Source organism: Bounagaea algeriensis (assembly GCF_054491375.1).
The window spans coordinates 4,126,126-4,139,754 of record NZ_CM137102.1; the positions used below are offsets into that span (position 1 = coordinate 4,126,126).

Annotated in this window: 16 protein-coding genes and 1 tRNA gene; 8 read left to right on the forward strand and 9 right to left on the reverse strand. The window is 69.2% G+C overall.

The window, feature by feature from the left end:
* Positions 1–15: 15 nt before the first annotated feature.
* Positions 16–813, forward strand: coding sequence for a prolyl oligopeptidase family serine peptidase (locus ACVGV2_RS18740; protein WP_459163655.1), 798 nt, complete (start codon positions 16–18; stop codon positions 811–813).
* 84 nt (positions 814–897) lie between these two features.
* Here the strand turns inward: ACVGV2_RS18740 and ACVGV2_RS18745 are convergent, their stop codons facing one another.
* Positions 898–1,026, reverse strand: coding sequence for a DUF6131 family protein (locus tag ACVGV2_RS18745; RefSeq protein ID WP_459163656.1), 129 nt, complete (start codon positions 1,024–1,026; stop codon positions 898–900).
* A 96-nt stretch (positions 1,027–1,122) separates the two neighbouring features.
* Here ACVGV2_RS18745 and ACVGV2_RS18750 point away from each other — a divergent pair, with 96 nt between their 5' ends.
* Both ACVGV2_RS18750 and ACVGV2_RS18755 read left to right on the forward strand, forming a co-directional pair.
* Entirely contained in the window at positions 1,123–1,440 is a 318-nt protein-coding gene (locus ACVGV2_RS18750; RefSeq protein ID WP_459163657.1) for an STAS domain-containing protein, read from the forward strand.
* 188 nt (positions 1,441–1,628) lie between these two features.
* Positions 1,629–2,090, forward strand: coding sequence for an ATP-binding protein (locus tag ACVGV2_RS18755; protein WP_459163658.1), 462 nt, complete (start codon positions 1,629–1,631; stop codon positions 2,088–2,090).
* A gap of 96 nt (positions 2,091–2,186) precedes the next feature.
* Here the strand turns inward: ACVGV2_RS18755 and ACVGV2_RS18760 are convergent, their stop codons facing one another.
* Positions 2,187–3,374 carry a PP2C family protein-serine/threonine phosphatase gene (locus ACVGV2_RS18760; RefSeq protein WP_459163659.1) on the reverse strand — a complete coding sequence of 396 codons (1,188 nt, stop codon included), beginning with the start codon at positions 3,372–3,374 and terminating at the stop codon, positions 2,187–2,189.
* Between the two features lie 804 nt (positions 3,375–4,178).
* Between ACVGV2_RS18760 and ACVGV2_RS18765 the strand changes: the two genes are divergently transcribed.
* Positions 4,179–4,973, forward strand: a complete 795-nt coding sequence (locus ACVGV2_RS18765) for an IclR family transcriptional regulator domain-containing protein (RefSeq protein ID WP_459163660.1) — start codon at positions 4,179–4,181, stop codon at positions 4,971–4,973.
* A 15-nt stretch (positions 4,974–4,988) separates the two neighbouring features.
* Here the strand turns inward: ACVGV2_RS18765 and ACVGV2_RS18770 are convergent, their stop codons facing one another.
* Complete coding sequence (locus tag ACVGV2_RS18770) at positions 4,989–5,969, reverse strand: zinc-dependent alcohol dehydrogenase (RefSeq protein WP_459163661.1); 981 nt, start codon at positions 5,967–5,969, stop codon at positions 4,989–4,991.
* 266 nt (positions 5,970–6,235) lie between these two features.
* On the opposite strand from ACVGV2_RS18770, the gene shiA reads away from it, so the two are divergent.
* Positions 6,236–7,543: a shikimate transporter gene (gene shiA, locus ACVGV2_RS18775; RefSeq protein WP_459163662.1), complete on the forward strand. Its 1,308-nt coding sequence runs from the start codon at positions 6,236–6,238 to the stop codon at positions 7,541–7,543.
* A gap of 230 nt (positions 7,544–7,773) precedes the next feature.
* Positions 7,774–8,613, forward strand: a complete 840-nt coding sequence (locus ACVGV2_RS18780) for an SAM-dependent methyltransferase (RefSeq protein ID WP_459163663.1) — start codon at positions 7,774–7,776, stop codon at positions 8,611–8,613.
* Positions 8,614–8,772: 159 nt separating this feature from the next.
* Here the strand turns inward: ACVGV2_RS18780 and ACVGV2_RS18785 are convergent, their stop codons facing one another.
* The 5 genes from ACVGV2_RS18785 to ACVGV2_RS18805 form a co-directional block, all read right to left on the reverse strand.
* Positions 8,773–8,907, reverse strand: a complete 135-nt coding sequence (locus tag ACVGV2_RS18785; RefSeq protein WP_459163664.1) for a hypothetical protein — start codon at positions 8,905–8,907, stop codon at positions 8,773–8,775.
* A 468-nt stretch (positions 8,908–9,375) separates the two neighbouring features.
* Complete coding sequence (locus ACVGV2_RS18790) at positions 9,376–9,942, reverse strand: WXG100 family type VII secretion target (RefSeq protein ID WP_459163665.1); 567 nt, start codon at positions 9,940–9,942, stop codon at positions 9,376–9,378.
* Positions 9,926–10,183, reverse strand: a complete 258-nt coding sequence (locus tag ACVGV2_RS18795) for a hypothetical protein (protein WP_459163666.1) — start codon at positions 10,181–10,183, stop codon at positions 9,926–9,928. Before ACVGV2_RS18795 ends, ACVGV2_RS18790 begins: the two co-directional genes overlap by 17 nt.
* A 13-nt stretch (positions 10,184–10,196) precedes the next feature.
* Positions 10,197–10,580, reverse strand: coding sequence for an SAV_915 family protein (locus ACVGV2_RS18800; protein WP_459163667.1), 384 nt, complete (start codon positions 10,578–10,580; stop codon positions 10,197–10,199).
* Positions 10,581–10,898: 318 nt separating this feature from the next.
* Positions 10,899–10,980 (reverse strand) — tRNA-Tyr (locus ACVGV2_RS18805).
* Between the two features lie 116 nt (positions 10,981–11,096).
* Between ACVGV2_RS18805 and ACVGV2_RS18810 the strand changes: the two genes are divergently transcribed.
* Entirely contained in the window at positions 11,097–11,591 is a 495-nt protein-coding gene (locus ACVGV2_RS18810; RefSeq protein WP_459163668.1) for a YajQ family cyclic di-GMP-binding protein, read from the forward strand.
* A gap of 12 nt (positions 11,592–11,603) precedes the next feature.
* Complete coding sequence (rfbA, locus tag ACVGV2_RS18815) at positions 11,604–12,485, forward strand: glucose-1-phosphate thymidylyltransferase RfbA (protein ID WP_459163669.1); 882 nt, start codon at positions 11,604–11,606, stop codon at positions 12,483–12,485.
* 37 nt (positions 12,486–12,522) lie between these two features.
* Here rfbA and htpX read toward each other — a convergent pair whose 3' ends face one another.
* Positions 12,523–13,395: a zinc metalloprotease HtpX gene (htpX, locus tag ACVGV2_RS18820; RefSeq protein WP_459163670.1), complete on the reverse strand. Its 873-nt coding sequence runs from the start codon at positions 13,393–13,395 to the stop codon at positions 12,523–12,525.
* Positions 13,396–13,629 lie beyond the last annotated feature (234 nt).

Here is a 13,629-nt window from a genome sequence, read left to right on the forward strand (position 1 = left end):
ACCTACCGTGGCGGCATGCACCCGCCGATCACGGGCACGGCCGCCGGCGTGCCGTTCACCGCCCTGCCACCGGCCGACGACGGCCCCGCACCGCTGATCGTCACCTGGCACATGCTGGACGCGCCGAGGTCGGACGCCGCGTTCGCTGCCGCGTTGCCGATGAACGAGCTGCCCGCGTGGCGGGTGCACCTCGGCATGCCGATGTGCGGGGCGCGCATGGTCGACGGCAGCATGGACGCCGGTTTGGAGCTGCTCCGGCGAGATCCGCTGATGTCCGTCCTGCATCCGTTCGTCCGGCAGGCGACCGAGGAGTTCCCGGCCGCGCTGGAATCGCTCCGCGCCCAACTGCCGGTCGATGACGGCCCGGTCGGCGTGCTCGGCGGATCGCTGGGCGGGGCTGTCGCGCTGCGGGTCCTCGCCGAGACCGGGATCCCGGTGTTCGCCGGCGCCGTCGTGAACGCCGCCATCCGGATGCGGTCCATCGTGGACCTTTTCGCGGACGACTACCCGTATGACGCCGAGTCCGGGAGGGCCGTCGACAGCCTGGACTTCATCGCCAAGGCGGACGTGCTCGCCGAGCGCGCGCCGCTGCTGGTCGTCAGCGGCGAACTGGACCACGCGGCGCTGCGCGCCGACGCGTTGAACCTCGTCGGCGCGCTGGGCGAACGCTCCGAGCTGCTGTCGGTTCCCGGTTTGGCGCATCCGCTCGCCGAGGAGCCCGGCATCGAGCCCGCGCCGCAGCTGCCGCTCGCTCGCGAGGTGGACGCCGGCCTCACCACGTGGTTCCGGCGCCACCTCGCGGATGCGGGCTGAGGGGTCCGGGCGCCTGCTGGAGGAGCGCGCAGGGCCGGCGCTCGGCGCTGGTTCCTCCTGCTTGCCGGCGGAGGGCGAGTGCGCTCAGAACCAGTGCGCGCGGCCTCCGACGGCGTGGCCCAAGCGTCCCGCGATCGCCTGTGCGGCGCCGGCGACCAACAGGACGGTGCCGATCGTCCGCAGGTGCGAACGGCCGCTTCTCCAACAGTGCACTGGTAGTGGTGTGCGATGGTGGGATCTGTGGCTATGTACGAATCATCTTCAGGAGAAGCTGCCGACGTGCCCGGGGAGCCGGAGTTTTCCGCAACGATGGCTTGGCGTGGCGCGGCGGCGGTGCTGGCCGTGACCGGCGAGGTGGACATGGTGACCGCGCCGCGGTTCGAGGAAGCGTTGACCTCAGCGCTGGCCAAGCGGCCCGCGATACTGGTGGTGGATTTGGAGGAGGTGGAGTTTTTCGCCTCCACCGGGCTCAGCGCCCTGATGGCCGCCCATCAGCAGGCCGGTGCGGACACGGCGGTGCGGGTCGTGGCCACCAACAGTGCTGCGGTCCGGCCGCTGAGGACCACGGCCCTGGACCGCACGATTCCGATTTATCCCTCGGTGGAGCTGGCCGCAGCCGAGGACTGAGTCGCCCAGGTCAGCAAACCCGCACCTGCGCGCCAGGTGCCGAGGTGAGCAGACCGCCGCAACACGTGCGCGTGCGCCGGTGCGGTTCTCGCCGGACCGGCATCCTCGCGTGTGCGGCTGCTCCGATGGGTACACCTCAGGTGCCTACGCTGCACATCACTCTCCGACCGCGGAGGCATCGCGAGCGCATGAACAGCGACGAGGACGCGACCGGCGAACCCGACCCTCTTGCCGGGGTGGCGGATGTGCACTTCGCGGCGGTGCCGGCCGAACCTGAGCAGTTGCCGGGATTGCGGCGTGCGCTGGCCGAGTGGGCCGGGCGAGTGGGCATGAGCGCCGAACAGATCGAGTTGGTGGCGTTGGCGAGCTACGAGGCGTTGACCAACGCGACCGTCCACGCCTACTCGGGTGCTGGTGGAGTGCTGGACGTGCACGCGAGATACCTGCCCGAACGGGCACAGGCGCAGGTCACGGTGACCGACTCGGGACGCTGGCGCCCGGAACCGCCCGAACGTGGCGAGCAGGGCGGCCGCGGTCTGGTGCTGATCCGGAACCTGGCCGAGCACGCCGAGGTGACTACCGACGCTTCGGGAACTGCGGTGCGGATGCGCTGGACCGTGCACACCGCGGACACGGCCCCTGCTGCTTGACGCGCCCCGCGTCCCGGAACCTCCGGCGAACTGCTCGTGCTGCACATCGAGCAACGGCTCGACCTCCCCACCGCCACCAACCGCGACGCCCGCTGATCACGCGAGCTCAGCAGCATCCCGCCCCCTGCTGGTCTGCCTGCTCAGCACGAGGACTGCGACATCGTCCTCAACCGAGCCGGTACCGACGAGCTCGCTCATCACGGTGGCGCAGACGGACTCGGCGGGTGCGGTGGTTACCGCTCCGCGGAGGCGTTCCTCCCCGGCATCGAGCGTGCTGTCCCTGCGCTCCACGAGACCGTCGGTGTAGAAGCAGATCGCCGCCCCGGGTGGCACTTCGAGGACGCTCGTCCGGCGCGGTTGACGAGCGAACCCGAAACCGAGGGGCGGATCGACCGCGGTGTCGGCGAGCGCGGCCGGTTCGGCGGGCAGGGCGCGTACCGGCGCGAGGTGGCCCGCCAGCGAGAGCTGCAGTTGGTTCGTGGAGGGATCGAAGATCGCGTAGGCCACGGTGGTCATCGTGTGGGTCTCGAAGTACGTGGCCTTGCGGTCGAGTTTGTCGAGCGCCTGCCCCGGGTCCTCGGCTTCCAAGGCGTAGGCCCTCAGGGCGCTGCGCAGCCTGCCCATGACGACGGCGGCGGAGAACCCCTGGCCGGCCACGTCGCCGATCACGAGGCCGATCCTGCCGGTGGGCAGCGTGAACACGTCGTACCAATCGCCGCCGACACCGCCTTCGCCGGGCACGTAGCGGGCGGCGAGCGTGGTTCCCGCCACCGCGGGGAGTTGAGCGGGCCGGAGGCTGCGCTCCAGGGCCACGGCCGCCGCGTGCTCCGTCCGGGAGGTGTTGACCTGCGTGCTCAGAGCGATCCGGTCGGCCACGAGCTGGAGCAGGTGGACGTCGTGGTCGGTGAAACGGCGGGTCGTGAACGTGCCCGCGTAGAGCACGCCGACCAGCTCCCCGCTGGCCAGCATCGGCACTCCGAGCAGCGAGCCGAGGCCTTTTTCCCAGAACGAGGGGTTGAACACCGCGTCGCTGGCGACGTGTTCCAGCACGCGCGGTTCCCTCCGGGCCGCGATGGCCCCGGCGAACCCTTCTCCAACCGGAACCTGGACGCCCCGGCGGACCTCCTCCTCGATCCCGACCGCGTCGACGGCGACCAACTTTCCACGCCGGTCATCGTGGAGCAGAACCGTGGCCGTATCAGCGTTCAGCAGTTTCCGCACTCGTTGCAGCAGTTCACGCCGAAGCGCCTCGTGGTCGAGGGACGTGAGCGCGGTGTCAGTCACGCTCGCGATCTGCTGCAAGCGCTCCTCAGCGCAGCTCACAGGCTCGTTCGAACCCGGCGTGAGCTGATCGCGATCGCAACTCGATGCTTCCCACATAGGCTCTGGACTCCCGAAGCTGGTCTGCTGCGCAACGTGGCGGGAAGCGGCAACTCGCCCCGAACGAGCGGGCTCCTGGATCCTGCGAGGAACGGTGCGGCCGTCGGGGAGTCGCGCGTACCCGTGGCCGGTGCGAGGTGGGCACCAGGACATTCCGGATGCTTGCTGCGCTGCTAACGCCCGGTTGCTGCGTTTCTGCTGGTGGAATGTCGTAGCGAACCCCGCCGCCCCCGGGGCGCCTCGGCGGAACGGGCCGCGTCGCGACCGGCGCACTGCGGACTTGCGGCGCTGGAGCAGCGGTCACAGCACTGCCTCCCCCCGATCCGCCCCGAGTGCCTGCGCTCGCTACCTGGCCCGACAGGCGGGAGCGATCGAGCCGGGCGCGTCAACGACGCACGGTGACATCGACGCACGGCGACATCGACATGTTCCCTGGCTGGATGCTCAACCGCCCACATCCTAGCGAACTGCACGGGCCGGCGGCAGCGGAGGGACTCCGAGAGGCAGCCATGGCGAGAGCGATGGCTGGGCCGACCGGTGCCGTGCTGTCCGGAGCTGACCGAGATCCTGAAATCGGGCAACGGCAGCGGGCCCCTCGCGATGGCTGATCACGGCGCCGCTTGATTGCCCTATATTGCAACCGGACGCCACCTGCGCGGCGTTAAACTGACCGTGCGGTATACGCACACTTGATTGGGAGGGGCGAGAGTGGCTGATCCGGCGCCGGGCGCACGTGCTGGGGACGGGTACTTCGTGCAGTCCGTGGCGCGGGCTCTGTCCGTCATCCGGTCGTTCACCGCCGAGCACCGGCGGCAGACGCTGGCCGGGGTCGCTCGCGAGACGGGGTTGGATCGGGCGACGGCGCGCCGGCTTCTGCTCACCCTCGTGCAGCTCGGCTACGTCACCTCGGACGGCAGCCACTTCGAACTCACACCGCGAGTGCTGGAGTTGGGGTACGCCTACCTGGCCGGGATGTCACTGCCGGAAATCGCCCAGCCGCACTTGCAGGGCCTGGCGCGCGAGCTCAACGAGACCGCTGCGCTGGCCGTGCTCGACGGCGATGAGATCGTCTACCTCGCTTTGGTGCCCAGCAGGCGGCTGGCTGCGGTGAAGATCAACATCGGCACCCGGTTCGACGCGTGCACGACCTCGATGGGACGCGTCCTGCTGGCCGGGCTCGCGGAGCCGGAGCTGGCGCGACGACTGGAGCGTTCGCAGCTGCCGCGCCGCACCGAGCACACGGTGCGGGACGTGCGGAGCCTGCACGCGGAGATCGACAAGGTCCGTGACCAGGGGTGGGCTTTGGTGGACTCCGAACTGGAAGAAGGTCTGCGCGGTGCGGCCGTGCCGGTGCGCGACCGCGCCGGCCGGGTGGTGGCTGCGGCCAATGTCTCGGTGCACGCCGAGCGGACCACGCCGGAGCTGGTCGAGCGCGACTACGTCCCCGTGATCCTGCGAACCGCTCGGCTGATCGAGGCAGACCTCATCAGCGCGGGCAGTTGAGGCCGGGGCGCCCCGCTACGCCGCGCCGTCGTCGATGCTGATCCAGCACTTGCCCGGTGTCGTCGGCACTGCGGCGAACGCCTCGGCGACCGAGTCGAGTGAGAACCGGGCCTGCAGCACGTGGTGCGGCGCGAGGGCGCCCTTCTGCACCATCGCGATCGTCTCGGCGAAGTCGCCCGGGTGGTCGTAGATCAGCGAACCCGCGATCGACCACTGCTGCGTGACGATCGCGTGCGAGGACAGCGCGATCGCGGCCGGATCCATGCCGACGAGCGTGGCCCGGCCTCCCGGCGTCAGATGTTGCGCGGCCGACTCCAGAGCTGCGGACACCCCCGACGTTTCGAAGACGTGGTCCACCGTCCGGTCCGGTTGCGCGGGCGCGGCACCGAGGTCGAGGGCCAACTCGCGGCGGCCCTCGTGAGGTTCCCGCACCGCCGGGATGATGCCGGTTTCCAGCAACGCCTGGCACAGGAAGAGGCCCTGCGAACCGGTCCCGACGACCAGGCAACGATCTCCACGTCCCGCCCCGGAGCGGCGCACGGCCGCACGTGCCACCGTCAGCGGTTCCACGCACACCGCATCCGCGATGCTCATGTCACCGGCGATCGGGTGCGTGAACTCCGCCGGAACCGCGACGCGTTCGGCAAGTACGCCCGCTGCGTTGAGTCCGACGGCGATGCGGTCGCCGCACCCGGACGTGAAACCCGCCCGGCACTGCTCGCAGCGCAGGCAGCAGTAGTTCGGCTCGATGGCCACCCGCTGGCCCACGGCCCGGTCGTCGACCGATGCTCCGACAGCGATGATCTCGCCAACGCCTTCGTGCCCGAGCACCCACGACAGCGCGGGAACCTTCCTGCTACCGCGTACGACGGCGGCGTCCGTGCCGCACAGGCCCACTCCCAGCACGCGTACGAGGACGTCGTGCGGACCGCAGGCCGGCTCCGGGACTTCGATGATCCCGACGCGTTCCGGGGCGGTCAGGACTGCTGCTTTCATTTGCCCTTCTGTGTGCGCGATGCGCTCATATGTGCGCAAAGCGACCGTATTCGCCCCCGTGCGGATCTTCAAGGGCCCCGCAGCCGGGACGACAGGACGCTCGCGGACCGAGTGGGCTTCCCGGAAATACCGCGGGTTCGCGCCTCCTGCGCAACAGGTACGCGCGACGGGCGAAGACATCCGGGTCTTGACGCTCTGTGGGTTGCGTCGCACGATGACGTGCAATTAGCGCACGATAGTTCGCATAACGCACAAGGAGGTGCCGGGTGGCGGACACAGAGCCCAAACCTGTTCGGACCGCGGCCGCGAGTTTCATCGGTGCGGTCGTCGAGTGGTACGACTTCCTGCTGTACGGGATCGTCGCCGCGGTCGTCTTCAACAGCGCGTTCTTCCCCTCGTTCAGCCCCCTCGCCGGGACGCTGGCCGCCTTCGCCACGTTCGGCGTCGGCTTCGTCTTCCGCCCGCTCGGCGGGTTGGTCTTCGGGCACTTCGGCGACAAGATCGGCCGGAAGACCATGCTCGTGTGGACGGTGTCCCTCATGGGGGTGGCGACGGCGTTGATCGGTCTGCTGCCCACCTACGACAGCATCGGCTGGTGGGCCCCCTTGCTGCTCGTCGTGCTGCGCGCGGTGGGGGGTTTCGCCGTCGGCGGGGAGTGGGGCGGCGCCGCCCTGATGGCCGTCGAAAGCGCCCCACCGAAGCTCAAGGCGTTGTTCAGCAGCGGAGTCCAGGTCGGCTACTCCGTCGGGCTGCTGCTGGCCACCGGTGCCGTGGGCGCGATGCAGGCCCTGACCAGCAATGCCGCGTTCCAGGCTTGGGGTTGGCGCATCCCCTTCCTCATCAGCGTCCTGTTCGTGGCCATCGCGCTGTGGATCCGCGCGGGAGTCCCGGAAAGCGACGTGTTCCGCAAGCAGGTCGCCGAACAGGCGCCGAAGCGGCGCGAGCTTCCGGTGCTTGCGGCGCTCCGGCAGCACCCGGCAGCGTTCTTCCAGATCATCGGCCTGCGGTTGGGTGAGCTGCTGACGATGTACATCGTCACGACCTTCGCCCTGTCCTACGCGACCGACCAGTACGACTTCAGCTCCAGCTTCATGCTCAACGTCGCGCTGCTGGTCGGTGGCCTCGGCATCGTGACGATCCCGTTCTTCGCGTGGCTGTCCGACCGATACGGGCGCAAGGCGGTGTTCACCACCGGTGCGATCGTCGGAGTCATCGGCACGGTGCCCTATTTCCTGTCCATGCAGGCGGGTTCGCAGATCATGGTCGTGGTGGCATCGGTCGTTCTGGTCAACATCGCCCACGACATGATCGTCAGCGTCCAGCAGCCGCTGCTCACCGAGCTGTTCGGTGCCGAGTACCGCTACAGCGGGGCCGGGCTCGGCTATCAGGTCGCCGCAGCGATCGGTGGTGGTTTCACCCCGGCCATCGCCACCGCGCTCGTCATGCTCGGCGACGGCACCTGGCACTGGGTGGCGGCCTACCTCGGCCTCGGTTGCCTCGTCTCGGCTCTGGTGGCACTGACCCTGAAATCGACGCCCAAGCCGAGTGCCGTCCCCGAACCAACACGCGCATGAGGGTGACGAACGAGGGTCGAGGCGGCGTCGACTCCGAGCGATCAGCAGCAGCTCGCTCTCGTTCGGGGCGGTTCGTCCGCTCCCGACCCGGCCGGCGTGGACTCCTCTCCGCTGGTGCGGCCCGTTGTCTTCGTGATCAATCGGGGAACCCGGCGGAGCCCTGGCCACTGGCCACTCGATCGTGTATCCAGGACCGGGGGTGATCAGGAGAAGCTGCGCAGGGAGCACCGATGGACCTCGAGAACGTCCCGAGCACGCACGCGAACCCGGATGGCGGCGATCCGGACCGTGCGGCGGCCGCGCCCGAGGTGGATACCTCCGCTCCGAACGTCGCCCGGATGTACGACTACTACCTCGGCGGATCGGCCAACTTCGCCGTCGACCGCGACGCCGCCGATCGGGCCTTGGCCGTCACCCCGGAAATCGGGCGGTTCGCCCGGACGAACCGCTCCTTCCTCCGCCGGGCCGTGACGTACCTGTGCGACCAGGGCATCGACCAGTTCCTCGACCTCGGATCCGGGGTGCCCACCACCGGCAACGTCCACGAGATCGCCCACCAGCACAACCCGCACGCCCGCGTGGCCTACGTCGACCACGAAGTCATCGCCGTGACGTACGCCCGGAGACTGCTGGGCGGTGATCCGCGGGTGAGCGTCACCCACGCCGACATCCGCGAGCCCGAACAGGTCCTGGCCGCGCCGGGCGTTTCCGAGCTGTTGGACTTCACCCGCCCCGTGGCGGTGCTGGCCGTGGCCATCCTGCACTTCGTACCCGACACCGACGCTCCCGCGGGCATCCTGCGGTCCTACCGCGCCGCCTGCGCCCCGGGCAGCTACGTGGCGCTGACCCACGCCGCGACCGTCACGATGGCCGAGCAGGAAGTCGTCAGCGGCCAGCGGATCTACAGCAGCACCACCACGCCGCTGATCATCCGCGACCGCACCGAAATCGCCGCGCTGCTCGACGGCTGCAGGCTGGTCGAGCCCGGCCTCGTGCCCGTGAACCACTGGCCCACCACCAACGACGAGACTCCCGCCAACGGCTACGCCGCCATCGGCCACCTGCCGTGACCGGACATCCGCCTCGTGCGAGGAATGGAGCCGCCCCCGCCGGAGGCGTCGTCTTTGCCGACTCCCGCGTCAAGCCGATGACGCCGGGCGGATCGGGCGGCCACGGCTCGCCGGTCTGTTGATCCGGTTGCGGAGGGAGTTCGGTTTCAGCGTTGCTCATCAGCCGGTGAACCAGTTCTTGACGTCGTCGTAGTAGTTGTCCACAGCCCATCCGACGCCAGCAGCGACTGCCGTTCCTACCAGGAGTGTTCCACCGGTCGCGGCGACGCCACCGATGTATCCCCCCCGCTGCAAGGGCAGTCATCCCTGCTCCGACACCAGCGCTCGCGGCTGTGCTCGTCGCCCCCTTCGTGACGGCCTTGTCCGCAGGAACACCTTTCTGAATGTCCTGGTACACGGACGCCCCCGTGGTGACCAGACCAACGACGCCAGCACCCTTGATCGATGTACTGAGCCCTTCCTTCAACTTGGGGCTCCCAGGGATCATGTCGTCAAGGCGCTGAGCCGACTGGGCTGCCGTCGATGCTGGCCTGGCCTTACTCTCCGAATCGAGATAACCCCGTAGGGCCTGTTGGCGCTCCGCAGCGGAAAGCCCCGGTTTGTCGAGCAGAGCCTTAGCACCGTCAGCGTTCTGCTGCGCGGTCTGAGCAATATTGCCGAGCTTCTTCGCCATCCCATAAGCGCCGGAGTAGGCACCGGTGACCACCGGAGCCCACGCCCAGCCCTGCGGCACGAGCGCTTCCGGCAGGCTCTTGGTCATCTTCAACGCCTTCTGGAGGCTGTCGTGCGCTGAATCCTCTTTGCGCCGCGCTTCTCGCACGTGGCGTGGGCCTCGTTGAACGCTCGCACCTTGGCCTGGTAGTCGGCGACGGCCTGCTCTTCGCCCGGTGTGCGCTCGGTCGTGTCCGGCCCCGGCCCGTTGGAGGGCATCTTCGCCGGCTCCGGGCCGGGGTGTTCGATCGTGGTGGGCGTGACGTTCAAGCCGTGCTGGGTAGCGACCTCGCGTGCCTGGCGCATCTTCGCCCGCACCGTGTCCAGGTCATCCGCGAACGTGTCCAGCGCGACCTTGCCGCGGTTGAAGTACTCCGTCAGCTCATCGGCGTCAGCACCGTTGCGCGCCATCTCATCGCGGAATCCCTCGCCAGCATCGCCCTGCCAGACGGACTCCGACTCCGACCGCGCACGGTGGATGCCCGTGCCGATGTCGTGACATCCGGCGCTCATCGTGCCCAGCCACGCGGCGGTCTCCCGGCAGGATCCCGAGTCGCCCTCGACGAAGGTGTTGATCCCACCGCCTGCGTTGCCCCAGACATCAGCGTCCTCCCCCAACGTCGCCGGTGGTCGGCAAGCGGTCCTTGCCCTCCTCGTCCGATTTCCGGTACGTGTCACCGCTCTGCGCCACGTTGTCCGCGGCCTGCTCCACACCACCGCGCAGTCCCGCAGCGGCCTTGGTGAACTGGCTGATCATGTCCTGGACCTTCGCCGTGGAACGGCCGGCATCTGCCGCAGGAGGCGAGGCCTGCGTCGCATCGTCGATCGTCTCCGCCGAGGACCGCAGCGTGTTGGACAACCGCTGCAATTCCTCACTGTTGGCGTGAAAGCCGCCACCCAACTAGCTTCCCCTCCTCATCGGAACCGGTGTGCTGCATCTGCGGTGGCAGCTCCACGTCCCACAGCACGACGTCCGCCCCGCACTCCTGCTGCACCTGCCAGACGCGGTCGGTCGGCACCGCGATCCACGGCTGGGCCTCGCCAGCACCCGTCACGAGCTGCTCATGATTCGAGTAGGCGAGCATGACCAGCTGCCCGGACTCGTTCTCGCGCAGCTCAACCCGGGCCTCGACATCCTGCGGACCGACCCGCTGCGTGGCGATGAACACCGTGTTGCCGCCGTCGCCCTCCTCCGCGCCGGCGTACTCCGCGCCAAGCACCGACGGCGCCGCGCCCTCGAGGCCGTCTCCGAACACATCCACTCCTGATCAACTGCTCCGGCCAGTGCCACCGCAGCGACACTCCCCCAGGCCGCGGGCCGTTTCCGCAACCTCACCCGGGCCTTCGACCCGGATCAGCTCGGACCGTACCGAATGCAAAGAGCAGGAAAGAGGGTGTTCTTACTTAAGAACGGGTGCAGTCCGCGCTCGGCCACCGCCGAGGGTTTTGGGGACACGTAGGGGACGGACGGCCGCACACGGCCGCTGTCAGCCGGACGCAGCCGGACACGGCCGGACCGCACGCGAACGACCCCGTGCCCTGTCTGTGCAGGTCACGGGGTCGTCGGTGCTGGGTGCCGGGTAGAGGATTCGAACCTCTGAAGGCAGTGCCGGCTGATTTACAGTCAGCTCCCTTTGGCCACTCGGGCAACCCGGCTGGCAGCTTCGCATCGCTGTCTGTACAAACCATATCGCCCGCTCTCACCCTCCTTCGAAGGGGGTGGGGCCGGGTAGCGTGAGGCCGTTGACCCGATACAGCTGGAGGTGACTTCGGTGGCATCAACCTCGTCGTTCGACGTGGTCAGCAAGACCGACACGCAGGAAGTCGACAACGCCCTGAACCAGACGGCGAAGGAGCTGGCGAACCGGTTCGACTTCCGCGGCACGGGCGCGAAGATCTCCTGGGCCGGTGAGAACGCCGTCACCCTCGAGGCGGAGACCGCGGAGCGCTGCCGCGCCGCCGTCGACGTGTTCAAGGAGAAGCTCGTCAAGCGCGGCGTCTCGCTGAAGGCGCTCGACCTCGGCGAACCCGCCTCGTCCGGGAAGTCCTACCGCATCTCCGGTTCGCTCGTGCAGGGCATCTCGCAGGAGGTGGCCAAGAAGATCAGCAAGAAGATCCGCGACGAGGGCCCCAAGGGCGTGCAGGCGCAGATCCAGGGCGACCAGCTGCGCGTGACCGCGAAGAAGAAGGACGAGCTGCAGGCCACGATCCAGCTGCTCACCGAGTCCGACTTCGAGGTGGCGCTGCAGTTCGAGAACTACCGGTGACCGGGTGATTCGGTGAGGGGCATCGTCCTCGCTGGGGGCAGCGGCACGCGCCTGCACCCGTTGACGCAGGCCGTGTCCAAGCAGCTGCTCCCGGTGTACGACAAGCCGATGGTGTACTACCCGCTGTCGGTGCTGATGCTCGCGGGCATCCGCGACATCATGATCATTTCGACGCCGCAGGACGTCCCGCTGTTCCGCCGGCTGCTGGGCGACGGCTCGCAGTTCGGCGTGCGGCTGACCTACGCCGAGCAGCCCGAACCGAACGGGCTCGCCGAGGCCTTCCGCATCGGCGCCGACTTCATCGGCCGGGACTCGGTGGCCCTCGTGCTCGGCGACAACATCTTCTACGGGCAGGGCTTCTCCGGCATGCTCCAGCGCTGCGCTGCCGAGCTGGACGGATGCGTGCTGTTCGGCTACGCCGTGCGCGACCCGCAGCGCTACGGCGTCGGCGAGGTGGACGCGGCGGGCAAGCTGGTGTCGCTGGAGGAGAAGCCCGCGGCGCCGCGGTCGAACACGGCGATCACCGGGCTGTACTTCTACGACAACGAGGTCGTGGACATCGCGGCGGACCTGGCCCCCTCGCAGCGGGGCGAACTGGAGATCACCGACGTCAACCTCGCCTACATGCGTCGCGGGAGCGCGCACCTGGCCCAGCTGGGACGCGGCTTCGCCTGGCTGGACACCGGCACGCACGACTCGCTGCTGGAGGCGGGCCAGTTCGTGCAGGTGCTGGAGCACCGCCAGGGCGTGCGCATCGCCTGCCTGGAGGAGATCGCCCTGCGCATGGGCTACATCACCGCTGAGGAGTGCCTCGAACGCGGCCGACTGCTGGCCAAGTCGGGCTACGGCGAGTACGTCATGGCGCTCGCGCGCGACGCCGGCGCGCGGGGCTGAGCGCGCCGGCGTCGCGCCCTGCGCTCAGCGGGCGGGATCACATCCGCGGGAGCTCGCGCCCGGCCATGCCCTCGAGCCGCTGCACCCGCTCGCTCATCGGCGGGTGCGTGGAGAACAGCCGCGCCATCCGCTCGCCCGGCCGGAACGGGTTGGCGATCATCAGGTGCGACTGCGAGGCGAGTTTCGGCTCCGGCGGCAGCGGCGCCTGCTGGGTTCCGCGTTCCAGCTTGCGCAGCGCCGAAGCCAGGCCCAGCGGGTCCCCGGTGAGCTCCGCGCCGGAGGAGTCGGCCTGGTACTCGCGCGAGCGGCTCACGGCCATCTGCACCACGGCTGCGGCGATCGGGCCGAGCAGCGCGACGAGCAGCATCCCGAAGGGGTTGCCGCCCTCCTCGCGGGAACCGCCGAACAGGCCGAAGAGCATCCCGAAGTTCGCCAGGAACGTGATCACGCTGGCCAGCGCCCCGGCCACGCTGGAGATGAGGATGTCGCGGTTGTACACGTGCGAGAGCTCGTGCCCGAGCACCGCGCGGATCTCCCGCTCGTCGAGCAGTTCCAGGATGCCCGCGGTGCAGCACACGGCCGCGTTGCGCGGGTTGCGGCCGGTGGCGAAGGCGTTCGGCGCCTGCGTCGGGCTGATGTACAGGGAGGGCATCGGCTGCCGCGCCGAGGTCGCCAGTTCGCGCACGATGCGGTGCAGCTTCGGGTGTTCGGCCTCGGACACGGGGCGTGCGCGCATCGCGCGCAACGCGAGGTTGGCGGAGTTGAAGTAGGCGTAGCCGTTCATCCCGAGCGCGACGACCAGCGCGACGACCAGGCCGAACGAGCCGAACATGCGCCCCACGAGCAGCACGAGCGCACTCATGCCGCCCAGCAGCAGCGCGGTCTTCAGACCGTTGAACCGACCGTGCACCGTGCCTGCCTTTCACTCTCCGTGTTCGCCCCGGGCGAGTCCCGGCCGTGCGCACCTGCCACGCGTTCGCCGTCTCGATTCAAGAACGTTTCGCGGGCGGTCGGAGTTCCACTGCTCCCCGGCACCGCGGGCAACTGTGGTGAGCCACACGAACCCGAATGCGGATCACTTTCAGTAATCGAGGATCATGCGACGGGACCAGGCGAGCGAGCAGCGCGACCGTCCGCGCGAAGG

What these genes read in the sequence shown, in the direction of transcription:
- ACVGV2_RS18770 (WP_459163661.1), bottom strand. Translation starts at nt 5,969, where the DNA reads ATGAAAGCAGCAGTCCTGACCGCCCCGGAACGCGTCGGGATCATCGAA.
- ACVGV2_RS18755 (WP_459163658.1), top strand. Translation starts at nt 1,629, where the DNA reads ATGAACAGCGACGAGGACGCGACCGGCGAACCCGACCCTCTTGCCGGG.
- ACVGV2_RS18740 (WP_459163655.1), top strand. Translation starts at nt 16, where the DNA reads ATGCACCCGCCGATCACGGGCACGGCCGCCGGCGTGCCGTTCACCGCC.
- ACVGV2_RS18780 (WP_459163663.1), top strand. Translation starts at nt 7,774, where the DNA reads ATGGACCTCGAGAACGTCCCGAGCACGCACGCGAACCCGGATGGCGGC.
- ACVGV2_RS18750 (WP_459163657.1), top strand. Translation starts at nt 1,123, where the DNA reads ATGGCTTGGCGTGGCGCGGCGGCGGTGCTGGCCGTGACCGGCGAGGTG.